Source organism: Anabaena sp. EIM26, from assembly GCF_057568715.1.
In genome coordinates this window covers 1,664,056-1,690,085 of record NZ_CM172472.1, presented here as the reverse complement: position 1 = coordinate 1,690,085, position 26,030 = coordinate 1,664,056, and the positions used below count along the sequence as shown (strand labels likewise).

Sequence of the window (26,030 nt, the reverse complement as noted above, 5' to 3'; positions counted from 1 at the left end):
ATTTAATTAAACTAGGACTTATGCATTGACAAAATCTATCAAAAATGAAGATTATGAAAGAGGAGTGATTGTGGAACATCAAGTTGGTAAATTTGAAAGTCAACGTAAAAATGAAAATCGTTTAAGTTGGTTTGACTCAGGTAAATCATTAAAGTATATTATTGAATCGCTACAAAAATCTAAACAAGAAATTAGGATTGCTACAGGCTTTTTTACAATTAAAGGATGGAACTTAGTCCGTCGTTACACTACAGGTAAAAAAACCTATCTTTTAGTTGGCTTAGATGATCCTGGTGAAGAACGAGCAAGAATGGCTCTAGTTCAAGAGATAATGAGAGATTTGCGAACAGGATTAGACAGAGATAGAAGAAAAGCAGTTCGTGACCTTGTGGAAAAAATACAGTCTAATCAATTTGAAATTGTTGATGCTAGGGCAAAAGATCACCATAATAAACTTTATATTATTGATGAGAAATTAGCTATTCAAACCTCCTCAAATTTAACTGGAAAAGGATTAATGGAGCAAGTTGAAGGCGGAAATATTATTAATAAAAAATCAGAGGTAATAGCATTAGTTCAGGAATTTGATGATTATTTTATTAATGCTTACGATTTAACCCAAGACCTGTTAGAAATTTTGTTGAAATGGTTAAAATTTGCTACACCTTGGGATATTTATCTAAAAACTATATTAGCTTTAGAACAAATTAAACCTGTTAAAACTACTTATAGTAAAAAGCCTCTCATCTATCAACAAGATATGATTTCTTTAACATTAAGCCAAATTTATGAACATGGTGGCTCAATGTTAGTTGCTTCAACAGGACTAGGTAAAACTGTGATGGGAACTTTAATTGCTGTGCAATTAAAAGCAGAAGATTTTATTGATAAAGTAATTATTATTTGCCCTAATCCCGTTAAAAACAGTTGGCGTAAGGAAATGCGAGATGCTAGTATCCATGCTGATTATTTGACATTAGAAACTTTAGATAAAGAAGATTCAACTCAAGCAGGTGGTCTCGATATTTGGGATGAGTTTATTGAAGATATTATATCAGGAGAAGGACGTTATTTATTAATACTTGATGAAAGTCATAAGCTAAGAAAGCGTTATTCAGATCAATTTGGAAATAAATATTCTAAAATTGAAAAAAGAAGAGAAAGAAAGGCATTTACTAGAATCAATGAACTTGTGAATAAAACTGGAAACTCAGAGAAAATAAAAGTTTTATTATTAACAGGTTCACCCTATGCTACAGATATTGATAATATTAATGTTCAACTTCATTTATTACCTCACACATCCAGAAGTTATGTTTTAACTCCAGATTTTTTTGATGATGCTCGTGCTTGGAAAATTGAAGAACCAAGTCAATTTATACAATTACCTGTTGCTCACCAATTAACAACTCCCCACGTCGCAAAATATTATGGTCAATTAGATGAAAAAGGACGTTATATCAAGTTTGGAAAACAAAAAAAATATTTTCCTGATGTTCATCTTTATACTATTTCTTTTCCTGTAATTTTGGAATCTGATTTAACTTCAGTAATCACTCAAGGTTATTTTGATTTAAACGTATCTCATCCTATATATCGAAAAAATATTGTTACTCAGATCAAAAAAGACTGGGCAAGTTCTCCTTTAGTATTAAAAGAAAGTTTAGAGCGTGTTGTTGATACCCCTGGAGGAAAAAAAGCATTTATTTTGGAGAAGTCTGAATTTTTTATTTCACAAAAAGAACGTCAAGAAGTTTTAAATCCAATTATTAATAAGCTAAATAAATTAGAGCAGTCACAAGATAAAAAACTTCAGAATTTGCTGAAGATTTTAGATTTTCACTGTCCTCAAGAAAAATTAGTTATTTTTTGTGAACGTTATCCTACTGTTTTCTATTTAGAAAAAGCAATTACATCGTTAAAGCCATCTTTAAGAATATTTAGCACGATTGAAAAAACTAAAGATACTGAATATCAAACAAAAAATTTAAAAACTGTAGAAAAAGCAATTCAAAAATTTGCCCCCATTGCCAATAATAGTTTATCAAATGGTGAAGATACTTGTGATATATTTATAACTACTGATAATTATGGCATTGGCGTTAATATGCAAGATGCCTCAGTTGTGGTTAATTATGACATAGCATGGACTCCTATTGAGCCGATTCAAAGAGCCGGAAGAATTTTAAGGCTTTGGGATGATTTTAGGACTGTAAGAATATATACTTTTATTCCAATTCTTGCAGAAACAACGGAAGTCCAAGATGAATTGGTAGATATAGGTAAACGTTGGGATAAGTTAATGCAACGCCATGAAGAATCTCGAAAATTAACTGATTTACCTGTTTTAACATCTGATAATAACCAATTAATTAAGATGCCAGATTTTGCCTCTGATACTAAAGTTGAAACGGTAATTTTGAATTTTGAAGAGGCAGATGACAAAGACGTTTCTCGTTATTATCAACATACTTGTAAACTTGATTCATTTTATCGTGATTATGCAGAAAAACTTGAAAGTGATTTGGTTAGTGCTTTAAATTATTCAGGTAAATCTACTCTTCTATATATTCTTTTAAAAAATCAAGATGACTATGAAATATTACTGTATGATCAAGAAAAAGAAAAATTGCAATTTGCTTCACCTGAGTCTATTCTAAATTTAATTGAATGTACTCCTGACTCTGAAGCTGCTTTAGTAGATATAGAAAAAGTAGAAGAATTAGCTGATATTGCTATTAGAAAATGGTGTGAGCAAAATAATATTCCTGAAGAAGACGTGAGTAGAGAATGCACATTATATTTGAATCCAAAAAACAATGGAAATTCTATCAAAGAATTTTTATCCACATAATTTAAGCTTTCATCAAATAATCCTATTTCGCCATTTTAAACCACTCAGTCACCCCGTCCGCCAACGTTTTAGCCATTTTCTTCTGTTCTTGGGGGTTTACTATCTCCTCAAACTCATAAGGGTTACTCATAAAACCCAATTCCAATAATACCGAAGGTGCAACAGCAGGACGAGTTAAAGCTAAATTATTCCAAAATACGCCATAGGAAGGTTTACGAAGTTTGTTAACTACGTAATTTTGTAAAAATATTGCTAGGCTGTGTGCTTGAGGATGATACCAAAAACTACCAAATCCCTTGGTTTTTTCTGCATCACCATTATCAGGTAGAGAATTATAATGGATGGAAAGAGCGATCGCAGGTTCTTCTTTACTAATTATCTCCTGACGTTCCACTAAAGACACATCCCGATCATCTTCCCTTGTCATCACCACCTTTGCACCACGTTGCACCAACTCATCCCGCAGTAATTTAGAAACCACCAAATTTACATCTTTTTCTGGATACCCCGTTGGACCAATTGCACCAGATTCTTTACCACCATGACCCGGATCAAGTAAGATTTTGATGCCAGATAAGGGTTTTCTATTCTGAATATTAGGTGCATGACGCAAACTCAATACCAGAGTTGTGTTGTCATATCTCAGCTTATAACCCCATTGTTGGAGCTTTTTGAGGTTAAAGGTGTATTTAATCTGGGTAGGAGTCACCTGTTGCCAATCCAGGCGAGAAATGAGGGGATCATCATCCAGACGAATTGTATCTGTTTGGGCAGTAGTATTGTAGAGAGTGAGAGCAAAAGTGCTATTTCCCTGTTCCACACTCACAGGTACAGGCACTTGCAAGGGAAAACGCATCTCCGTCACTCCAGCTAATTGACGATAGCCCACACTGCGGATTACTGTTTGTGGGGGAACTGCACCGGGGATAATTTTGGTTTCTTTACTATTAATCCAAGCCCCATAATCTAACCGTAACCAATCACCTTCTGTACCTGTAACCGTTGCCCTTGTGCCTTGAGGTAGGGGTGTCAGTCGAGAATAATCGGTACTTGTCCCCGTCCGTGCTACACCTGATGCGGCTATTACCTCAGCAACAGCTAACCGTTCTGGGGCTAGAATTTGCACTTTTCCCGAACCAAGTTGGGTGATCGTCTTACCCTTCAATGTCAAACTAAATAGAGGTTGTCCCAAATCCCCAGGATTTGCGATTGTTGTACAACCTTGGTATTTACTAATATTAGAAATAGTAGCCTGATTGCGCCCGGTTAAAATGCTGGAATTAGCGGGTAACTCTGCTTGTGGTGATTGTGGTGACAAGGAAATAGTTTGATTCGCCAACTTCACTGAGATATTACCTTGCGGAGGTGCGATCGCACTAAAACAAATCAGTTCTCCTGGTAGTTTAGCAATATCAACAGCGGGAGTCAGTGAATCTTTAGCAAAACCTAACCCATCTGGTAACTGAGGTTGAGTAGAAAGCCTTGTTACCTTAACCTCGCGTTCTTGATTTTGGTAGCGAACTTTAAATATATTTTCTCCCAACTGCAAGGGGAAACTAGGGGAAAAATGACCAGCCTTGCTACGATTAACAGGTTTACCATTAATCAAAACCTGTCCATTTGCTGGTGCTGTACCGATAAAAAATATTTTTTCTGTACTGGTTTGGTGATTGGCTGGAGGATAAACCACTAAAAGTGATGGTTGTGGTTGTGCCAAAGCCAGGGAGGAGGTGAGAATAAAGCTAAATGATACTAATCCTAAAAGTTTTTTCACAGCAAAAATACAAAATATTTAATGATAGTAACTCAATGAGAAGAAATCTATTTTTAGAAGTTTCTAACTGCTTTTTAACTCTTCCTCCTGAATCCTGAATCCTGAATCCTGACTCCTACTCTTAACCAAAACAACTTTTTCATCAAGCCTCAATTCACCATCTTAAACCACTCAGTCACCCCATCAGCCAAAGTTTTAGCTAATTTATTCTGTTGTTGAGAGTTGACTATCTCCTCTAACTCCAGAGCATTACTCATCAAACGAAATTCTAATAATACCGCAGGTGCAGCAGAGGGACGAGTCAGGGCTAAATTATTCCAAAATACACCAATAGAAGGTTCACGGTGTTTGTTAACTACGTAGTTATGTAAAAATATAGCGGGGCTGTGTGCCTGGGAATGATACCAAAAACTAACCAAACCCCTAGTTTTTTCGGCATTACCATCATCAGCTAAAAAATTGTAATGGATAGAAAGAGAAATGGCAGGTTCTTCATGACTAATTATCTCCTGACGTTCCACTAAAGAAACATCTCGATCATCCTCCCTTGTCATCACTACCACTGCACCACGTTGTACCAACTCATCCCGCAGTAACTTCGATAACACCAAATTTACATCTTTTGCCAAATACCCCTTCACTCCACTTGAACCAGATTCTTTACCACCATGTCCTGGATCGAGTACAATTTTGATGCCAGATAGAGGCAAGCGTTTTCTGTTGTGAATATTAGGTGCATGGCGCAAACTCAACACTAGGGTTGTGTTGTCATATTTCAGCTTATAACCCCACTGTTGGAGCTTTTTGAGGTTCAAGGTGTACTTGACCTGATTGGGAGTCACCTGTTGCCAATCCAGGCGAGAAATGAGGGGGTTATCATCCAAACGAATGGTATCTGTTTGGGCAGTGGTATTGTGGAAAGTGATACTAAAAGTGCGATTATCGCTCTGTTCTATACTCACAGGCACAGCCACTTGTAGGGGAAATAGTATCTCTGTCTTACCTGCACGCTGACGATATCCGACACTACGAATTACTGTTTGTGGCGTAACTGCATCTGGTATAATTCTGGTTTCTTTACTATTAATCCAACCCCCATAATCTAAGCGTAACCAATCGCCCTCTCTACCTGTAACTGTTGCCCTTGTTCCTTTTGGTAATGGTGTCAGTCGAGAATAATCGGTACTTGGCCCAGTACGAGCCACACCTGATGCGGCTATGATCTCAGTAACTGGCAGTTGTGTAGGTGTCAGAATTGAAATTTTGCCCGGACCAAGTTGAGTAGCAGTATTACCATTCAATGTCAAACTAAATAGAGGTTGTCCTAAATCGGCAACTTTGGCCACTGTTGTACAGCCTTGATATTTGCTAGGACTAGAGGTAGTTGGCTGATTTCTTCCTGTCAATACGCTGGAATTAGCAGGTAATTGAGCCTGTGACGGTTGTAGTGACAAGGGAATTGTTTGATTAGCCACCTTGACAGAGACACTAGCTTGAGGAGGTGCAACAGCCCCAAAACAGATCAATTCTCCCGGTAATCTAGCAATATCGACAGCAGGAGTTAAAGAATCTTTAGCAAAGCCTAAACCCTCTGGTAATTCTGGTTGAGTAGCAAGCGTTGTTATTTTAATGTCTCGTTTCTGATTTTGGTAATGAAATTTAAACACATTCTCCCCTAACTGCAAAGGCAAACTGGGAGAAAAATGACCAAAATTGCTGTGTTTAATCGGCTTACCATTGATGAGAACTTGTCTAGTTGCTGATGCTGTACCGATAAAAAAGATTTTTTCTGTACTGGTTTGGTAGTTTATAAGGGGAAAAACTACTAGAAGAGAACTTTGTGCTAAAGCCACGGAGGAAGTGAAGAGAAAGTTAAATACTACTAATCCTAAGACTTTTTTCACGGCAAAACACAGAAGATTTTACGATGGTGACTGTGAGACAATGAGTAATAAAGGATAAAGAATGAAGCATGAAAAAAAAGCCCATAAATCGGAACAAAACACGTCGATTTATCCTGGGGTTACAATTCATCCTTCATACTAATGCAAGTAGGCAGAACGCAAAAGGGATGACAGCTTGTTTGAGCAGCTTTTAAACCTTTTTTAACTAGTTAGTTAGTTACTTGTGCTATGTTTCATTAGCCTTCAGGTATAGGCTTTATCTTTCCACAGACGGGATGTATTTTTAGAAGTTACTAGAAATTGAAAATACTATGACTAAGTTTATCTTTGTAACTGGAGGCGTTGTTTCCAGTATTGGTAAAGGCATTGTAGCAGCAAGTTTGGGACGATTGCTGAAATCGCGGGATTATTCGGTATCTATTCTCAAACTTGATCCCTATATTAACGTCGATCCAGGTACGATGAGTCCCTTTCAACATGGGGAAGTTTTTGTTACCCAAGATGGTGCAGAAACAGATTTGGACTTGGGTCATTACGAACGCTTTACTGATACTTCAATGTCCCGATTAAACAGCGTTACTACTGGCTTGATTTATCAGTCAGTGATTAATAAAGAACGCCGTGGGGACTATAATGGCGGCACTGTACAGGTAATTCCTCATATTACTAATGAAATTAAAGATCGGATTCTGAGAGTTGCTAAAGAAACCAATCCTTCTGCTGTAATTACTGAAATCGGTGGAACTGTGGGTGATATTGAATCACTGCCATTTTTAGAAGCAATTCGCCAGTTACGCAAAGAGGTAGGACGGCAAAATGTATTATATATGCACGTTACCTTGTTGCCTTGGATAGCCTCAGCCGGTGAGATGAAAACCAAGCCAACACAACATTCTGTCAAGGAACTGAGATCAATAGGCATTCAACCAGATATTTTAGTATGTCGGAGCGATCGCACTATCCCTGTCGGCTTAAAACAAAAACTCTCAGAATTTTGTGATGTCCCAGTAGAATGCGTCATCACTTGCCAAGATGCTAGTAGTATCTATGAAGTACCCCTGATTTTAGAACGGGAAGGACTGGCACAGCAAGCTTTAGATTTACTGCAAATGGAACAACGTCAACCCAATTTGACGCAGTGGGAGACAATGGTAGAACGGATGTATAGTCCTAAACACAGCATCGAAATTGCCATTGTTGGTAAATATGTGCGTTTAAGTGATGCTTACCTATCTGTAGTCGAATCCCTACGCCATGCGGCTATTGCTACTCATGGCGATTTGCGTTTGCGGTGGGTAAACTCCGAAGCGTTGGAAAATGAACCACCAGAAAACTATCTTGCAGGTGTTGATGGCATCGTTGTTCCCGGTGGTTTTGGTAGCCGAGGCATAGATGGTAAAATCGCGGCAATTAAATACGCACGCGATCGCCAAATCCCCTTCTTAGGTTTATGCTTAGGAATGCAATGTTCTGTAATTGAATGGGCGAGAAATGTCGAAGGCTTAGTTGATGCTAACAGTGCCGAATTTGACCCCTATACCACCAATCCTGTTATTAACTTGTTACCAGAACAACAAGATGTAGTTGATTTAGGTGGAACAATGCGTTTAGGGCTTTATCCTTGTCGCATTCAACCGGGTACATTGGCCTTTGACCTATATCAAGAAGAAGTAATTTATGAACGCCATCGTCATCGCTATGAGTTTAACAACCTTTATCGCAGTCCATTGTTAGATTCTGGCTATGTTGTTAGTGGAACTTCTCCCGACGGGCGTTTAGTCGAAATTGTCGAATTACCCAATCATCCATTCTTCCTTGCTTGTCAATTTCATCCAGAATTTCAATCCCGTCCCAGCAGCCCCCATCCTTTATTTAAAGGATTCATGCAAGCTACCATTTCCCGCACTCATCCCACCCCAACTACACCAAAACCAGTCCAGGTTTTTTAATCCCTTAGAGCATGTTTGAAAAGTTTAGGGACGTATAATTTGTCATTCTGTTCGCGTTCACGTAGTGTGCCGTAGGCATAGCGTGGCGTTAGCCATGTGGAGTCTTACGCAACGAAGAATCTGGAGTTTAGCCCACATACTGAGATGCTACGTTCCTCAGCATGACATGGAAGGAGACTTTTCAAACACCATCTTACACCCTCACCGGTTTTGAAGCCCCCGCTGCACCGCTTGCAGTGGTGGGTAGTTCACCTAAAAATACAAAATGTAGCAAAAATCAGAATTTGGGTAAAATTACTTTAGGAGATACAAAAAAATATGTAGTCTGTGTTGAGGCAATTTTGTGGCTTACTGGGTAAAAATACAAGATCAAAGGAAAGAATACATAATTAATATTGACCGTGTAAATACTTTTTGCTATGAAAAAAACGGTAGAATTACCTTTTGGTTACCCAATAGTTACATACCTATAGTTATTAACCCGCACAGTAATTGGGAAGATTATCAGAAGATTTCCAAATATATAGAGTACGCCCAAGGAGTAGAATCTGAAAATGCTTATTGGGTAAAAATAACCTACGAAAGAAAAGAATATGTAATTAATCTTAACTACATTAGTTCTTTCTGTCAGGAACAAAATGGCAGGTTAACCTTTTGGCTACCAGATATTAATTTTCCCATTATTATTAACCCCACAAATAATGCAGAATCTTACGAAAAGGTGATCTACTTCCTGCAAAAACACACAGGATTTTATTTTGGTAATGGGTGATTGGTGATTGGTGATTGGTAATTGGGTTAAAGACTTTCACCCCAGTTTCCTAAACCTTCGTCAATGCTAATTTAGCAGCACCTACCATTCCCGCTGAGTTACCAAGTTGTGCTGGTAAAATCTGTAAACCTAGACGCGAAGTAGGTAGAACACGCTTTTCAATTTCGGCTTGCATTGATGGTAGAAAAAATTCAAAACTGGCACTGACACCACCACCAATAATTACTGCTTGTGGTGTGAGAACATAGATTAAACTTGTTAAACCAATTCCTAAATCCTTGCCATATTCTTGCCAAAAATTCAATGCTTCAGCATCTCCAGCTTGGGCAAGTGCGCCTAATTCTGCTGGTTCTTTACCAGTGCGACGACGAATAGCGGATATACACGCATACTGTTCCAAAGAACCTTGATTACCACTACTGCACATTGGTCCATCGGGATTTAAGGTGATTAAACCTAATTCTGCTGCTGCACCTTGATGACCAACAAATAATTTACCATCAAGAATAATTGCACCACCAACCCCAGTCCCTAAAGTTAGTAAAATCAGATTTTCAAAATTACGACCAGTACCTAACCAAGCTTCCCCTAAACCTGCACAGTTAGCATCATTAGCTAAAATGGTTGGTTTTCCAGTTTTTGCTTCTAACCAATCTGCTAAAGGTACATCATGCCATCCTGCTAAATTAATAGCAACTTTAGCAATACGTCCAGTTGCGTCAGCAGGGCCAGGAGTTCCCACACCTATAGCTGTAGTTTGATTATCTGGGTCGATTTGAAATATGGCATCCACCATTGCAGATAATACGGCTTCTGGTGTTGCCGGTTGGGGAGTATCCACAGTTAAAGATTGTAAACAATTACCATCTTCTGTAAATCGCCCTAGTTTAATTGCAGTTCCCCCCAAATCAATACCAATTACTTGATTACCCATTACCCATTACCCAGTCTATTGATTTTTGCTAATAATTCGCACATTCGCTACTGGGTATGGATTATGACTTACCCGTTGCCAATCTGTCACAGGTGCGCCTTTTAAAATACCAGATAAAGCTACAGAAAGCATTAACCCACCTGTGGCAGCAGCAATTAAAGTAATATTATCTTTCACAATAAACTCTTGTATTTGTTAGTTTTCGTTTGCTAGTTGTAGGAGTGTAGTACTGCTGAACCCCTACCGTCAGTTAGTTGTTAGTTCTGTTTAGATGATTAATAACCAATGACTATTGCTTATTTTCTCTTCTTAGACGAGGATTTACAAAGTCGTTTAACCCTTCACCAAGTAGTGATAACCCTACAACCATAATTGTCATTGCTAAACCAGGGAAAAGGGTAGTCCACCAGATGCCTGTGGGTAGTGCTTCGAGAGCTTGTTTTAAATCATATCCCCATTCGGGAACTTCTTCAGGCAATCCTAACCCTAAAAATCCTAAACCGCCTAAAACTAATATGGCATCTGCGGCGTTGAGAGTAAAGAGGACGGGAACGCTTTGAATGACGTTAAAAAATAAATAGCGTGACAGTACAGTCCAGGTAGAAGCGCCCATTGCTTGTGCGGCTTCGATGTAAACTTCGGTTTTGACGCTGACGGTGTGGTTGCGAACTACGCGATAATATTGGGGGATGTAGGCGATACTAATTGCGATCGCAGCATTCAAGATTCCTCTCCCCACTACAAATGCCAGTGTTACGGAAAGTAATAATCCTGGTAGCGTATAAATGCTATCCATCAGGAATAGCAATATTTTATCTAATTTTCCACCCAAATAGCCACTTACCATCCCCAAAGGCACACCAACTACCATACTTAGTGCAGTAGCTAAAATCACTACTTGCAGCGCTGCTTGGACACCAAATATAGTCCGAGAAAAGACATCATAACCTAAACGACTTGTACCAAACCAATGTTTAAGTGAAGGTGCTTCATGAATAGGGTTAGAGAGAAATTCTTTAGGATTTTGTAGCCACCCCCAACCCTGTAATACAGGTGCAAAAAAGGCTAAAAATATAAAAAATAAAGTCATACATAACCCTATCAGCATAAATCGCTGGGATAGGTTAGATTTAGCAAAATTAAAAAAACTTGGTATTCGACGTTTTGTAATGGTCATGGAAAATAGTTGACTGGGGTTTGAGTGAAAATATTAGTCTCCTAGACTCGTTCCCAGTCAGAGACTGGGAATGCAGATGTTGAGGCTCTGCCTCAAATAAGCTAGAGTAGTGGAGGCAGAGCCAAGGAACGAGAGAAAAGCTTCTTTAAACACCAGCTGGAAACATCATGCAATTCATAGCGATATCCTGTATTTGGATACCATTCAAAAAACTCTTCAAAGGTTATTAATTTAGTTTGAGGTAAAGCTTGAACCATAATTTAGATTATTTGGTTTGAATAGTTATCATATCTGTTTGGCTAGTAATTGGTAATTGGTGATTGGTAATTGGGAAGAATGAATTTATTATTACCCATTACCCATTACCCATTACCTACAGATTACTTTCAATCAACTGCCGATACTCGCTTTTTTGCTTGACACCCTTAACTTCCTTCACCAATTCCTGATCTTTAAATAACTGCACCGTTGGAGTTCCTGTCACTCCGGCGTTTTCGGCAATATCTCTATCTTTATCAATGTCGATTTCGACAAAGTGGATTTTACCATCAAATTCATCGACTACTTTATTTAAAATAGGTTTGAGAGTGTGACATGGGCCACAACCAGGAGAAATGTATTTGACTAGAAGCAAGCGATCGCTCTCATGGAATAATTTTCTTAAAGCATAACCACCCTCATGGCGTGTTGCTTGCAAATTAAACTCCGCTGCGGTTTCCGTTGTCTGTGTTTCTGACTGAGGTTCTAATTCATTAACCGCTGTTTCAGGTAGATGATGGAACTCATGGATTAAACCCTTTGATGATAACCATCTTTCCGCTAACATCGCCGCCATACAACCAGTACCCGCAGCTGTAATAGCTTGGCGGAACTCATGATCCTGCACGTCACCGGCGGCAAATACACCATCTACACTAGTTTCCACACCACCATGTTTAGTGATAATGTATCCCACCTCATCCAGTTCTAATTGTCCCTTAAATAAGCCTGTATTGGGCGTATGACCAACAGCATAAAATAACCCTTTAGCATTAATTATGCCTTCTTCCCCAGTTTGATTATTGCGGACTTTCACCCCCGACATGAAATCATTCCCGAACACATCCACCGCTTCTGTGTGCCAATGTATCTGAATTTTCGGGTTACTCAAAACCCGATCTTGCATAGCTTTAGAAGCCCGCATTTCCTCAGAACGCACCAATAAATGTACCGGAGAACCGTATTTAGTTAAATAAATCGCTTCCTCTGCTGCCGAGTCACCCGCACCCACAACCGCTAACTCTGCACCGCGAAAAATGGGAGTTGCACCATCACAAATTGCACAAGCAGAAATACCCCGACTCCAAAATTGTTGTTCCCTAGGTAAACCCAAACGTTTAGCTGTTGCACCTGTAGCGATAACTATACTATGTGCCTTTACTTCCCTTTCTTGGGAACAGATAATAAAAGGACGCTGACTCAAATCAACAGAAATCACATCCTCAGTATACAACTCTGCTCCCCAGCGTTCAGCTTGAGCCTTCATATTATCCATCAAATCCGGGCCTGTTATCCCTTGGGGAAACCCTGGAAAGTTTTCAACCTCCGTCGTTGTCATCAGTTGTCCCCCCGGTAAACCCCCCGCTTGGAACCCTTCAAAGACAACAGGTTTTAAATTAGCACGTCCCGCATAGATAGCCGCTGTGTATCCAGCAGGGCCAGAACCGATAATTACCAAATTTTCTACTGTGGAGTTAGTCATATATTTATCTGAACTCATAACGACTACGCTTAATTAATTTAATATAGCATAAATTGAGAAGTAGTAATAACAACAAGATATAGCGTTTATCTCGTTCCCAGTCTCCGGCAGGGAATGCCATCACAGAGCATAGGAACGAGAAAGTCCTGATGGTGATATAAATTTCAACTATTGGGGCATACTGTTATTGATCTGTATATCTGCCAAAAGACAACTAGAAATGTAGAGACGTTTCCTCAAATATCTCTATATAACCAATAAATATCAGCAAGTGTCATCATCAACAGACTATTAAGAGCAATTACCATGACAAATTCAACATCAGATTTATGGGCAAAAATTCGCCAACAATTTGATAGCTCCCCCTATCCCACAATTCCCTTAGATAAATCTCCTAAAAATGATCTTGATTTACTTTACATTCATAATTTAGTTACACCTTACTACTTAAGGAACCAAAAAGTTATAGATACCAAAGACAAACTAATTTTAGATGCCGGATGTGGTACTGGTTATAAATCTTTAGTTTTAGCCGAAGCCAATCCTGGTGCCAAAATTGTCGGTGTTGATATATCAGAAGAGTCAGTTAAACTGGCACGACAGCGTTTAGAATATCATGGTTTTGACAATGCTGAATTTCATGTTTTGTCAATATATGATTTACCTAAACTAGATTATCAATTTGATTATATTAATTGTGATGAAGTTCTCTATCTTTTCCCTGATATAGCAGTGGCTTTGCAAGCAATGAAAGCCGTATTAAAGCCGGAGGGTATTATTCGCACCAACCTACATAGTTCACTTCAGAGAGTTAATATTTTTCGCGCTCAGAAAGTCTTTACGCTGATGGGTTTAATGGATGGCAATCCCGAAGATTTAGAAATAGACATAGTCACTGATATCATGAAAGCTTTAAAGGATAATGTCAATCTTAAAGCTACAACGTGGAGTCCTGGCTATGAGGGAGAGGATAGAAAAGAGACTATTCTCATGAACTATTTATTCCAAGGAGATAAGGGTTACACCATTAATGATATTTTTTCAGCTTTGAGGGTTGCTGATTTAGAGTTTATCAAGATGACGAATTGGCGACAATGGGACTTGATGAACTTATTCAAAGAGCCAGATGATTTACCTGCTTTTCTAGGAATGAGCTTACCAGAAATCTCCATAGAAGATAGTTTACATTTATTTGAACTTCTCCATCCTATTCATAGGCTGCTAAATTTTTGGTGTGGCCATCCTCAAACAGCAGCAGCTGTTATCCCGTTTTCCGAATGGACTGACTCTGATTGGGAACATGCAACAGTACATATACATCCTCAGTTCCAAAACCCTAAATTCAAAACAGACCTTATTGCTTGCATAAGTATAGGCAAAACTTTTTCTGTCCGTAAATGTCTCGCTTTGACAGAGGAATTTGTTTATATAGATAGCTCAATGGCTCTTTGCTTGCTACCTGTGTTTGACCAACCCCTACCAATGATGTCCCTAGTGGAGCATTGGCAAAAGTTTAGACCTCTTGATCCTCTGACAGCAGAACCTACAGATCAAGTCAAGGTTTTTCAGTTATTACAAAAGCTGCTACAGGTTCTAGAGGATTTTGATTGCATTATGTTAGAGCGTCAATCTTGATTCTATTTCGTAGTGATCGATTTTAAGACTTAAGCATTGATAATAAATACCAAATAGGCATAGCACTAAAAACCATATATTTCGTAGGGGTAAAGCAAAAGCTCATTGGTGTCAACTTAACGTAAAAGCCTTTTTTAATCACTGCAAATACCACCCTTGACAATTTCTCCTTTTCCTTAACTTGTCACCAATGGTCAACAGGTACTGAAATTTAGAAATTCCAAACCTGATGTTGATGTTTGGACAAGTGTAGCTTGTTGATATATAGCCGTTCCCATGCTCGTGAGGTACAAAGTTTTTTCTTTTTAGTGAACTCTTAACAGGGAATAAATTGGTGTGTACTTCATTAGACTGGGAAACGCTGTAATATGTTAACAGGATATTTTCTCTACAATTTTACAGATGATCCTTGGTTGGATGTCTTGCACAATAATCCTGTATCTATTCTGCAACGTGATGGAAATATACCTATAAAATTAGCTGAATTGGTAGATTTAGCTTTAACCGAAAAGCCGCAAATCTATTTTCAGAGATCTGCAAAATTTAAGGAAGCGTTAATTGATATTTAGGGTTTGCTGTAAAGCCCTACGGGCATAGCTTCGCTTACCGCGTAGCGTGCCGTTAGGTATAAAAATTATCTGTGAAGGCTAGGTGACAGTTTCAAGATTTGGATAGGAACGATTTTTCCTTTGAGTAGGAATTAAATGCAAGGTTTTTCAGTTGCCACCTCATAAAAGCTTGCACTTTCTGAAAGTCAAAATAGCTAAAACCCTTTACCTGTGAAGTTTTCAAATTTATTCAGCAACCTCTATTTAGTTGTCTGAATCAGGATTTGCTGGATTTGAGGATTTAATTAGGATGTTAATTGTGGGAAAAGAAAAATAAGACTCTATATGCGCGTACAGATCCCGATTATAATAGAAATATAATGAAAAATGGGGCATTTGTCAACTATTAGACTGATTAATTTCTGAATTGAGTAAGATTAATTTAGATGTGAAGATTAATAGAATTTACAAATGTATTTCCTAGTCCTGGAAAAGATTAGATTACATTAAGTTAGGTAACACACAAATTACAATCATGTCTACAGAAATTCAAGATGAACTGCTGGAAGCGGTGGATTTAAGACGCAATTTTGCGATTATTTCTCACCCTGATGCTGGTAAAACTACGTTAACAGAAAAACTATTATTATACGGGGGTGCTATTCACGAAGCTGGGGCAGTAAAAGCCCGGAGAGCGCAGCGTAAAGCGACTTCTGACTGGATGGCGATGGAACAACAACGGGGTATTTCTATTACTTCAACGGTGTTGCAATTTATCTACCGTAATTGTCAGATTAATTTACTTGATACTCCTGGACACCAAGATTTTAGTGAAGACACCTATCGAACTTTAGCAGCAGCAGATAATGCGGTGATGCTAATTGATGCAGCTAAAGGCTTGGAACCCCAAACTCGGAAACTGTTTGAAGTTTGTAAACTTAGGGGTATACCTATTTTCACATTTGTCAATAAACTCGACCGTCCGGGAAGAGAACCTTTAGAATTGTTGGATGAGATTGAGCAAGAATTAGGATTACAGACCTATGCGGTGAATTGGCCGATTGGAATGGGCGATCGCTTTAAAGGTGTTTTTGATCGCCACCAACAGCAAATCCATCTGTTTGAACGTAGCTCCCACGGTAGCAAAGAAGCTCGTGATACCATCATCAACTTGGGCGATCGCCGAATTGAAGAATTACTAGAAGAAAGCCTTTACCATCAATTAAAAAGTGATTTAGAACTATTAGAAGGAGCGGGAGGAGACTTAGATTTAGATTTGGTGCATCAAGGAAAAATGACACCCGTATTCTTTGGTAGCGCCATGACTAACTTTGGGGTGGAGTTATTTCTCAAGTACTTCTTGGACTATGCCCTTAAACCAGGTACACATAGCAGCAGCCTTGGTGAAGTTCCCCCTAGCTACCCAGAGTTTTCAGGATTTGTCTTCAAACTGCAAGCCAACATGGACCCCAAGCATAGAGATCGGGTGGCTTTTGTCCGGGTCTGCACAGGCAAGTTTGAAAAAGATATGACAGTTAACCATGCTCGCACAGGTAAAGTTGTCCGTCTATCTCGACCGCAAAAACTCTTCGCTCAAGAACGGGAATCCATTGATGTTGCTTATCCTGGTGATGTCATCGGTTTGAATAATCCCGGCGTTTTTGCAATTGGAGATACAATTTATACAGGACAGAAACTGGAATATGAGGGAATTCCCTACTTCTCACCAGAACTGTTTGCCACTCTCAGAAACCCCAATCCTTCCAAATTTAAGCAATTTCAAAAAGGCGTTTCCGAATTACGGGAAGAGGGTGCTGTGCAAATTATGTACTCTACTGATGAAGCCAAGCGTGATCCTATTTTGGCAGCGGTGGGTCAGTTGCAATTTGAAGTGGTGCAGTTTCGGTTACAAAATGAGTACGGTGTAGAAACCATACTAGATTTATTACCCTACAGTGTTGCTCGGTGGGTTGAAGGTGGTTGGGAAGCTTTAAATCAGGTGGGACGTTTATTCAACACAACTACTGTGAAAGACAGTATGGGGAGGCCGGTGTTGCTATTCCGCAATGAATGGAATTGTCAACAGCTAGAGGGAGACCATCCAGAGTTGAAATTAAGTGCGATCGCACCGCCCACGGTAAGTATCGCTCCTGTATTCTCCAGCCAAAAACCTGTGGAGGAATAATTCACTCTTGACACAGCCAACGGAGCAATTGTCAACTTAATTCGTCATTATGAATTACGAATTATCAGAGTATCTCAATTTCGCACTTTTGCACCAACGTGTATCACCTTGAAGAAATTGGAGTGCCAATATTTGTATGCCTTCACATGAAAAATCGTCTTTGGAGGCTGGTTTAGTTGCCCTCAAGCAGGGAAATTACTACGCAGCAGTTACTCAACTTGAACCCATTGCTGGCAGCCAAAATCAGAGCAATACTTGCTTGCAAGCTCAGGTTGGTTTGGTTATGGCTTATGCACGTACAGGAGAGGCTTCTAAAGCGATCGCCCTATGTCAGAATCTGATATCAAGTGGTAATCCAGAAGTTCAAGAGTGGGCAACACGCGCTCTTGAACACCTCAAAAAACGCCAAAAACGCCATCAAAAAGGTAAAAAAACTGAAACTGAGTTTGTCAACTTTGATAATTCTTTAGATACTCCCCCAGTCGATGCTGTGTCAACACACCAGACGCTAGAGGGTGTGATTAAAAAGAATATCCCTGCTGCTTACCCTGAACTATCAAATACTGGTTTAATAGGTTCTGTCGGTCGGACAAAAACTGAACCGATGAACATCTTTTGGCGACAAGCTCGACGCGCTAAGATATGGCAACCTCTACGTAAGCCTAACTTCATACTCTCCATGCTCTCCTGTTTACTAGCAGCAGGAACATTCATGGCGCTATTTTGGATGTTGCGAGCATTCGTCAGGTTGGGAATGGGTTTAATCAACCAGATTTTAGACAAACTTCCCTATTTAAAGCCATTACAATTGTTATATGGCAATCCTAGTTTATTAATACTAGTCTTATTTTTGGTTTTGATCGGTTTGTCGCCTTGGTTGATAGATGGTTTATTGGCAAACTTTTATAGCCAAGAACATCTATCCAAAGAAGTTTTACACACTCACAGTCGTGAGGCATTTCGAGTCATACAACGAACTTGTCAACAGCGACACTGGAAAATTCCTAAATTACGAATTTTGCCAATATCAGCACCAATAATGCTGTCCTATGGAAATCTTCCTAGTACAGCCAGAATTACCGTGAGTCAGGGTCTGTTAGAACAATTAACAGATGATGAAATAGCTACTATCTATGCACTTGCTCTCGGACAAATTGGTCGATGGGATTTTAATGTCATGTCCTTGGCATTGCTAATAACTCTGCCCCTTTATCAACTGTATCAGCAAGTTTCAGTGTGGGGAAACAACAGCAAAAAGAAAATCTGGCGCTGGATTTTTGCCGGTTTGGCTGGACTGACCTACGGAATTTGGTGTTTACTGACTGGTACAACTTTGCTTAATTCCCGGTTTCGGCTTTATTATAGCGATCGCCATGCCGCCGAAATTACAGGAAACCCCAATGGGCTAATTCGTGCCTTACTCAAAATTTCCATTGGTGTTGCTGGTGATATTCAAAAACAAGAACAGACTAGTTGGCAGTTAGAAAGCTTGAATGTCTTAGCTCCAGTCAGCTACCAACAAAGTCTTGCTTTAGGAAGTATGGTCAGGCATCTTTCCTTTGAGTCATTCTTAATGTGGGAAAACTTCAATCCCTATCGGCGATGGTTTACCATTAATAATAGTCACCCTCTCATGGGCGATCGCATCGAACGTCTATGTGAAATAGCCCGTCATTGGCATTTAGAACCTGAACTGCATCTGACCATTGAAGGATCTTGCCAAGTCAAACCTCAGTCATTCCTATTACAAATCGCCCCCTGGTTGGGAATTCCCATCAGTTTTCTATTAGCAGTTCTGTTCTGGTTAATTTGGCAAACCGCATTCGCCATTCATTTATTAAACCTGAAATGGATTTATGATGATTGGAATTTCGTAATCGGGTTCTTCATGATTGGCTTTAGCATCGGTACAGTCATGCGGATTAATGCCTTTTTTCCAGAAATTAAACCCTTTAATTTACACGCCGACGACCATCTCTCCCATTTCTTAACCGATCCCTCCGTTTTACCACTCGATAGCATCAGCGTCCGTCTAGCAGGTAAATTATTAGGTCGTCGGGGTACTGCCAACTGTCTCGGACAAGACCTCATTCTACAATCCAGCACAGGTTTGGTGAAATTACACCACATTCCTTGGTTAGGACAGTCAATCAACCCCACAGAATGGATTGGTCGCCAAATTATCGTTACAGGCTGGTTAAGAAGAGGGGCAACACCTTGGATAGACATTCAAACCTTAGAAACTCAAAGTGGCAAAACCATTAACAGTCCTCATCCCATTTGGTCTACTGTTTTGGCAGTCGTCGCCCAAGCATGGGGGGCATATATCATGTTGACAGCACAATCTCTGGCAAGATAACACTGCAATTTATTGACTGATCACATGAAACGTAAACAAAAGTTGCAGGTTAGTCACAAAAATGTTACATTTATTTACACAATCAGTAATTCAGCCCCCCAAATTTATTATTGGTCTGGCTTTCACCACTAATCCATGCTCTTTTATCCTCCCAACACAGCAGCAAATCAACCAGCCACTGGCTGGTTTTTGTTTCCAACGTCTACACCTTGTCCAAAAATTGTGTTTTATGTTACGATGCATTAATACTATCGGCAAAAATGTAGGTGCTGAACTAGCTACGTAAAAAATACCGTGATAATCTTAAGAGATGGTATTTTGTCCTGCCGATAAAACCTAGAAAGAATTCATTTACTGTGGCGGACGGTGGGCTATTAAATTTACAATTCTTAGAATTAAGGTGGTATTAGCTGGGCGCAGTAGCCCTTTTGTCTTAAATAAGCTTGATCCCAACAAAAAACTGTATTGTATAGGTTGGCAGTTTGGATTAAAAAAATTGGTTTATGGCGATTTTAGTTAATAGCATCTATTTAAAAGCCAAAGCCAAGGTAATTGTTTTGTCAAGACAAGTTCATTTAAACTCTGGAGGTATAGTTCATGTCCGTTCGCCTATACATAGGTAATTTGCCTAAAGAAGAAATAGATCGTCAAGAATTGCAAGCAGTATTTGCAGAAGAAGGCGATGCTGTCACCACTAAACTGATTAAAGACCGCAAAACAGGTAAATGTCGTGGTTTCGGTTTTCTCACGGTGAACAATGACGAACAAGCAGACCAAATTATTGAAAAATATAATGGTCAAATGTTCAAAGACACTGCCATCAAGCTGGAGAAGGCATTGCCTCGCACCAAAGGTGAAGAGGGTGATGAGCAAGCTCCCAAAGTGGCTAGTCAAGCTACTAGTATCCCCACACCTAGCATCAACAAAGAAAGTCGTCGTGAAAAAGGCGCTAAGAAGTCTCGGCGTGGTGGCGGTAGTAGTGTACGTGAAACAACTAGCAATGTTGATTCAGACGCTATTCGTCCAGATCCCCGTTGGGCGGCTGACTTAGAAAAACTGAAACAAATGCTGGCTGCACAAACTACAAACTGATCCTTGAGGCAAAGAGATTAAAAATTAAGAATCGCAAATTATGCTGATTTTTAATTTTTAATTATTTTTTATCTGAGTGAGTTGGCTTGTTTGCTGATGATAAACACCAGCTACTAATCTAAAACTGAAATCACCAGCCCCCATGTGGGACTGTTTTTTGTGCGAACCAACACCAATCAAAAAGGTATTGAGCAGTGTCGAAAGCCAAACTAGGCCTTTTGCACTGCTCATTTTAATTTATTTAGTGTAATTAAATAAGCTCAAATCTTTACTATATCTCGTTATCTCGTTCCTAGTCTCTGACTAGGAATGCTATCACAGAGGCTCTGCCTCTACTCTCATTGAGAGTCTTCCAGAATTTATTCCCATACAGAGCATGGGAATGAGAAGGATGAAACCCAGTGTTTACAAGGCTCTGTTAAGTTGACACTGATGAGACCTGAGTTCGACATAAGATAATTTGTGGAAAACTTGCCCCCAGTAGGAGTCTCAAACCCTTATTCTCTCGCTCTTAAAAATCATAACTCCGTTCGCGTAGCGTCTCCGCAGGAGAAACTCCGAACTCAGGTGATGAGCAATGCTAATCTCCTACTGACTCCTAAATTCTGCTGTATTTTTTGAAAGTTTTTGGAAGCCCCTAAGTCTTCTTTTATTGATATCTACTATTTCGGATAAATTTGATAAGGTTTGATTTTCTTTGTTTCTTAGAGATATTTATAAATTTTTTACAAGAATGTATCTTATTTAACAAAAAATAATATTTTCTCATAATAGTATCTGTTAATACAAACACTAAAAAATAAGTTTGTCGAAAATCCCTCTGTTCTTGACAATTAATGGGAGTAAATCTACAGGTAATTAGCATTATTCATTTGTATGAATAGCTAGTCTAAAATGTGAAATTAAAAAATTTAAAATTCACTTTTTTGTGCTGTGGTATTTCTACAGTAAAGTTCATTTATGGCTAATTGATATGTCATAATTGATATATTTTGCTGTATTTTTTCATATACAAATAGTCTTTTATCTATCAAAATTATTGGATATTTTTACTACAAATAAATCATAAATAAATCAAATGTAAATACTAGAAATAAACTACCTAATTATGAACAATATATAAATTTTTTCTGACATAATTAAATTAAAATAAAAATTACATAATACCTTCTAGATTATTCAGTGCAGCGTGAATAACGCCAGCTTGAAACTGCCTACTACCTTGTGAAAATAAGCAAAACACAACTTATGAATTCTACCACTGACAAACGCATTGCCTTGATTTCAGTTCACGGTGATCCGGCGATTGAAATTGGGAAAGAAGAGGCTGGAGGACAGAATGTTTATGTACTCCAAGTGGGTGAAGCACTATCTCGGCTCGGATGGAAAGTTGATATGTTTAGCCGCAGAGTGAGTGCTGAACAAGAAACGATTGTTCAACATAACTCTCAATGTCGAACCATTCGTTTAACAGCAGGGCCGATTGAGTTTGTCCCACGGGATAATGGTTTTAAATACTTGCCGGAGTTCGTGGAACAGTTATTGCAATTTCAACAAGAAAACGGCATTCAATATGAGTTAGTTCACACTAATTACTGGCTTTCTAGCTGGGTAGGATTGCAGTTGAAACAAATCCAAGGAAGTAAACAGGTTCACACATATCATTCTTTAGGAATAGTTAAATACAACACGATAGAAAGTATTCCTCTTGTGGCTAGTCAACGCCTAGCAGTAGAAAAAGAAGTTTTGGAAACTGCGGAAAGAATTGTGGCGACAAGTCCGCAAGAAAAGCAACATATGCGATCGCTTGTTTCTCATCAAGGAGATATTGAAATTATTCCCTGCGGTACGGATATTCGGCGTTTTGGCTCAGTAAAAAGAGAAGCAGCTAGAACGGCATTGGGAATTGAACCAGAGGCTAAAGTTATATTGTACGTAGGGCGGTTTGACCCACGCAAAGGCATAGAAACCTTGGTACGTGCAGTGCGTGAGTCGCAGTTTTATGGCTCAAAAGACCTGAAGCTAATTATTGGTGGTGGAAGTACTCCAGGTAACAGCGATGGTAGAGAACGCGATCGCATTGAGTCGATTGTCAACGAATTGGGAATGAACGAATGTACTTGTTTTCCAGGTCGTCTTAGTCAAGAAGTTCTACCAACTTACTATGCGGCTGCCGATGTTTGCGTTGTTCCTAGCCACTACGAACCCTTTGGATTGGTGGCAGTGGAAGCAATGGCCAGTGGCACACCAGTCATAGCTAGTGATGTGGGTGGGCTTCAGTTTACCGTCGTCAATGAAAACACTGGTTTATTAGTACCACCCCAAGATGTAGCAGCCTTTAGTAACGCCATTGACCGTATTCTCAGCAATCCCGAATGGCGTGCAGAATTGGGTCAATCAGGACATAGAAGGGTGATGAGTAAGTTTAGCTGGGATGGTGTGGCTAGTCAGTTGGATGCACTTTATACTGAACTATTGCAACCTGTGAGGGAAAAAGAACCTGCTTTGGTTACTAGTTGATAATTTTTGAACTGGTTATTTTTGATATCCCCTACTTTTGCAAGATTTGGGGGATTTTTATTTTTTTCAGAACTTACGCAATTGTCACATTTAATATCTTCTGCCTGTGCGTCAGATATGGTAAATCTGTTGATAATAATCAATTTATAGGTATGACGCACCCTACAAAGTAAGCCAGTTGCGTAAGTCCTGAATAAATTATCTACTTTCCGGGTTTTTCAGGCTTTTTTCTGATCAAATGCAAAAAACTGATGCGTTTAGCTTTGTTCACTCCCAACGCAAAGGGTAAAGTTATATAGAGAGTTAAGCAGGTAAGATAATGGAAGTTCAAGAACTCAAAAAATTTCCTAAGCCCAGAAGAACAGAAGCCGAAGCTACAGCTTCTCAACACATCAGGATACTAGATTGCAATCAACCCGTTAGTCGGGTCATTTTTGAGTGTTGGCATTGTAAACAAGGTCTTTTGAGTGAGGTAGATGTAACTTCTTCAGAGTATCTTGAGATTGAATGCCCCAGTTGTGGTAAAACAGGTCTAAGGCTGATGGCAAAAGAAGTGCTTTCAACCACAGCTATTCCTTCACCCTGGCAATAAGTAGTGAGTACCGAGTAATGAGTACTTAGTACTGTAAAGCTTTCGGGTATGGCTGCGTTTAGAATGGTAGCAGGACGTTGAGCAGTATGTAATTAATTTTATTTTTTACTCAACACTCGGTACTCAATACTCGTTACACTTCCGACTGATTTAATAGAGATAAAACTTTAAATGCCAGTGAGTAATCGTTTTGCAACCAGTTGATTTTACTACTCTCACAGCTGCTTGTAGCGAACTACGCGCCAACTGGCTTCCTTCGCGGACAGAACAGGTATACCAGCGCGATCGCTATACTATTGCCATAGCCTTACGTACTTTAAAACAACGGGTGTGGCTAGAGGTTTCTTGGCATCCCCAAGCGACACGCATTTGTATTGGTGAACCACCTCCAAGAACACCTGATACATTTACCTTTAGTCAACAGTTAATTCATCAGTTGGGTGGTTTGGCCTTAGTGGCAATTGAAGCGATCGCTCCTTGGGAACGTGTGATTGATTTACAATTTGCCCGTCGTCCTGGTGAAAATGCTCTCTATCACTTGTATGTGGAAGTGATGGGCAAGTACAGCAACGCCATTCTCACCGATGCCAGCAATTTTATTATCACTGCTGCCCATCAAGTTAGTCAGCAACAATCCAGCGTTCGTCCTATCCAAACCGGACAGTCTTATGAACCACCACCGAAACAGACTGGCCCTATACCCAGTTTGAGTGAATCCCAAGCACGTTGGCAAGAACGAGTTAGTTTAGTACCAGGTGCAATTAAGCGGCAACTGCTGAAAAATTATCGGGGTTTGAGTGCAGCTTTGCTAGATACGATGTTGCTAGTGGCAGATATAGCACCAGAAACTAGCACTGATACCATGATTGCTGATGATTGGAACAGATTATTTTCCCGTTGGCAAGAATGGCTACAAACTTTAGAAGTTGGTAAATTCCAACCTGCTTGGACAGCAAATGGATATACTGTCATGGGTTGGGGTGTTGTCGCACCAGCCAAAGATATCCAAGAATTACTCAATCAATATTATACAGACGAGTTAAATCAACAGTTATTTGCTCAATTGCGTCATCAGTTAATTCAGAAATTGAGTAATATTTTGGGTAAATTGCGGACTAAAGCCCAAACTTTTAGCGATCGCTTAAAGCAGTCAGATCAAGCCGATGAATATCGCCAAAAAGCCGACTTATTGATGGCATATTTGCAAAATTGGCAACCGGGGATGAAAGAAATTATCCTCTCAGACTTTGAAACTGATAAGCCAATTGCGATCGCACTTCTCCCAGATAAAAACGCCGTTCAAAACGCCCAGAAGCTTTATAAACAACACCAAAAACTCAAACGCGCTCGTGCTGCTGTCGAACCATTACTATTTGAAGTCCAATCAGAAATTGATTATTTGGAACAAGTAGAAGCAGCTATTTCCCAAATCGAAAAATACCAAACAACAGCAGATTTACAAGCTTTAGAAGAAATTCGTGATGAATTAATCGGGCAAAAATATCTAGAAGCCCTAGAATACCGCAGCCGCAGCACCAATGAAACTGCAAATATCAATTTCCATCGTTACCGCACCCCTAGCGGCTTTGAAGTTTTAATTGGTCGTAACAACATCCAAAATGACCAATTAACATTTCGGGTAGCTGGCGATTATGACCTCTGGTTTCACGCTCAAGAAATTCCTGGTAGCCATGTCCTGCTACGTCTTGAACCGGGAACAGTCGCAGAAGAAGCTGATTTACAGTTTACCGCCAATCTTGCCGCCTACTTCAGTCGCGCTCGTCAAAGTGACCAAGTACCAGTAGTTTACACTCAACCAAAGCACGTCTACAAACCCAAAGGCACTAAACCAGGACTTGTGATTTACAAGCAAGAAACAATTATTTGGGGGCAACCAGAAATTATTCGTAATCACCCCTCAAGGGGAGTGGTAGAAACGAAATCATGAGATTATTTTTTTAATTTGAATTAGTTTTATCTTACTTTCATCCTCC

At 39.4% G+C, this 26,030-nt stretch carries 20 protein-coding genes; 12 read left to right on the top strand and 8 right to left on the bottom strand.

The genetic code is table 11. From position 1 onward, the window contains the following. Positions 1 to 25 precede the first annotated feature (25 nt). Entirely contained in the window at positions 26 to 2,854 is a 2,829-nt protein-coding gene (locus tag AC012T_RS07205; protein WP_487064372.1) for a helicase-related protein, read from the top strand. 22 nt (positions 2,855 to 2,876) lie between these two features. On the opposite strand, the gene AC012T_RS07200 is transcribed toward AC012T_RS07205, so the two are convergent. Continuing rightward, complete coding sequence (locus tag AC012T_RS07200; RefSeq protein WP_487064370.1) at positions 2,877 to 4,628, bottom strand: N-acetylmuramoyl-L-alanine amidase; 1,752 nt, start codon at positions 4,626 to 4,628, stop codon at positions 2,877 to 2,879. Positions 4,629 to 4,777: 149 nt separating this feature from the next. Next, complete coding sequence (locus AC012T_RS07195) at positions 4,778 to 6,532, bottom strand: N-acetylmuramoyl-L-alanine amidase family protein (protein ID WP_487064368.1); 1,755 nt, start codon at positions 6,530 to 6,532, stop codon at positions 4,778 to 4,780. 311 nt (positions 6,533 to 6,843) lie between these two features. Between AC012T_RS07195 and pyrG the strand changes: the two genes are divergently transcribed. From pyrG to AC012T_RS07180, 3 genes are all read left to right on the top strand, one after another. Then, positions 6,844 to 8,481, top strand: coding sequence for a CTP synthase (gene pyrG / locus AC012T_RS07190; protein ID WP_487064366.1), 1,638 nt, complete (start codon positions 6,844 to 6,846; stop codon positions 8,479 to 8,481). Positions 8,482 to 8,642: 161 nt separating this feature from the next. Further along, positions 8,643 to 8,840, top strand: coding sequence for a hypothetical protein (locus AC012T_RS07185; RefSeq protein WP_487064364.1), 198 nt, complete (start codon positions 8,643 to 8,645; stop codon positions 8,838 to 8,840). Next, the gene (locus AC012T_RS07180; protein ID WP_487064362.1) at positions 8,825 to 9,253 is read left to right on the top strand and encodes a hypothetical protein; all 429 of its coding nucleotides are present in this window, start codon (positions 8,825 to 8,827) and stop codon (positions 9,251 to 9,253) included. The genes AC012T_RS07185 and AC012T_RS07180 overlap by 16 nt, the downstream gene beginning before the upstream one ends. A gap of 49 nt (positions 9,254 to 9,302) precedes the next feature. Here the strand turns inward: AC012T_RS07180 and AC012T_RS07175 are convergent, their stop codons facing one another. The 5 genes from AC012T_RS07175 to trxB all read right to left on the bottom strand — a co-directional run bounded on the left by AC012T_RS07175 (position 9,303) and on the right by trxB (position 13,105). Then, complete coding sequence (locus AC012T_RS07175) at positions 9,303 to 10,187, bottom strand: ROK family protein (RefSeq protein ID WP_487064360.1); 885 nt, start codon at positions 10,185 to 10,187, stop codon at positions 9,303 to 9,305. Positions 10,188 to 10,202: 15 nt separating this feature from the next. Continuing rightward, on the bottom strand, positions 10,203 to 10,364 hold the full coding sequence (locus AC012T_RS07170) for a hypothetical protein (protein WP_487064358.1): 162 nt from the start codon (positions 10,362 to 10,364) through the stop codon (positions 10,203 to 10,205). A gap of 112 nt (positions 10,365 to 10,476) precedes the next feature. Then, positions 10,477 to 11,364, bottom strand: coding sequence for an ABC transporter permease (locus AC012T_RS07165; protein WP_487064356.1), 888 nt, complete (start codon positions 11,362 to 11,364; stop codon positions 10,477 to 10,479). Positions 11,365 to 11,465: 101 nt separating this feature from the next. Continuing rightward, positions 11,466 to 11,621 (bottom strand): hypothetical protein, encoded by a 156-nt coding sequence (locus tag AC012T_RS07160; RefSeq protein ID WP_487064354.1) that lies wholly within the window; start codon positions 11,619 to 11,621, stop codon positions 11,466 to 11,468. A gap of 116 nt (positions 11,622 to 11,737) precedes the next feature. After that, positions 11,738 to 13,105, bottom strand: a complete 1,368-nt coding sequence (gene trxB, locus AC012T_RS07155; RefSeq protein ID WP_487064352.1) for a thioredoxin-disulfide reductase — start codon at positions 13,103 to 13,105, stop codon at positions 11,738 to 11,740. A gap of 306 nt (positions 13,106 to 13,411) precedes the next feature. On the opposite strand from trxB, the gene AC012T_RS07150 reads away from it, so the two are divergent. The 5 genes from AC012T_RS07150 to AC012T_RS07130 all read left to right on the top strand — a co-directional run bounded on the left by AC012T_RS07150 (position 13,412) and on the right by AC012T_RS07130 (position 20,924). Further along, positions 13,412 to 14,740, top strand: coding sequence for a class I SAM-dependent methyltransferase (locus AC012T_RS07150; protein ID WP_487064350.1), 1,329 nt, complete (start codon positions 13,412 to 13,414; stop codon positions 14,738 to 14,740). A 368-nt stretch (positions 14,741 to 15,108) separates the two neighbouring features. Then, complete coding sequence (locus tag AC012T_RS07145; protein ID WP_487064348.1) at positions 15,109 to 15,309, top strand: hypothetical protein; 201 nt, start codon at positions 15,109 to 15,111, stop codon at positions 15,307 to 15,309. Between the two features lie 514 nt (positions 15,310 to 15,823). Then, a complete protein-coding gene (gene prfC, locus AC012T_RS07140; RefSeq protein ID WP_487064346.1) occupies positions 15,824 to 17,473 on the top strand; it encodes a peptide chain release factor 3 in 1,650 nt (549 codons plus the stop codon). A 136-nt stretch (positions 17,474 to 17,609) separates the two neighbouring features. Beyond that, on the top strand, positions 17,610 to 19,832 hold the full coding sequence (locus AC012T_RS07135; protein WP_487064344.1) for a M48 family metalloprotease: 2,223 nt from the start codon (positions 17,610 to 17,612) through the stop codon (positions 19,830 to 19,832). A 597-nt stretch (positions 19,833 to 20,429) separates the two neighbouring features. Beyond that, positions 20,430 to 20,924: an RNA recognition motif domain-containing protein gene (locus AC012T_RS07130; protein ID WP_015212794.1), complete on the top strand. Its 495-nt coding sequence runs from the start codon at positions 20,430 to 20,432 to the stop codon at positions 20,922 to 20,924. Between the two features lie 57 nt (positions 20,925 to 20,981). On the opposite strand, the gene AC012T_RS07125 is transcribed toward AC012T_RS07130, so the two are convergent. Next, positions 20,982 to 21,155, bottom strand: a complete 174-nt coding sequence (locus AC012T_RS07125) for a hypothetical protein (protein ID WP_487064342.1) — start codon at positions 21,153 to 21,155, stop codon at positions 20,982 to 20,984. A gap of 1,017 nt (positions 21,156 to 22,172) precedes the next feature. On the opposite strand from AC012T_RS07125, the gene AC012T_RS07120 reads away from it, so the two are divergent. The 3 genes from AC012T_RS07120 (at position 22,173) to AC012T_RS07110 (ending at position 25,984) form a co-directional block, all read left to right on the top strand. Next, positions 22,173 to 23,444 carry a glycosyltransferase family 4 protein gene (locus AC012T_RS07120; protein WP_487064340.1) on the top strand — a complete coding sequence of 424 codons (1,272 nt, stop codon included), beginning with the start codon at positions 22,173 to 22,175 and terminating at the stop codon, positions 23,442 to 23,444. Positions 23,445 to 23,763: 319 nt separating this feature from the next. Further along, the gene (locus AC012T_RS07115) at positions 23,764 to 24,036 is read left to right on the top strand and encodes a hypothetical protein (RefSeq protein WP_015212796.1); all 273 of its coding nucleotides are present in this window, start codon (positions 23,764 to 23,766) and stop codon (positions 24,034 to 24,036) included. Positions 24,037 to 24,226: 190 nt separating this feature from the next. Next, on the top strand, positions 24,227 to 25,984 hold the full coding sequence (locus AC012T_RS07110) for an Rqc2 family fibronectin-binding protein (RefSeq protein ID WP_487064337.1): 1,758 nt from the start codon (positions 24,227 to 24,229) through the stop codon (positions 25,982 to 25,984). Positions 25,985 to 26,030 lie beyond the last annotated feature (46 nt).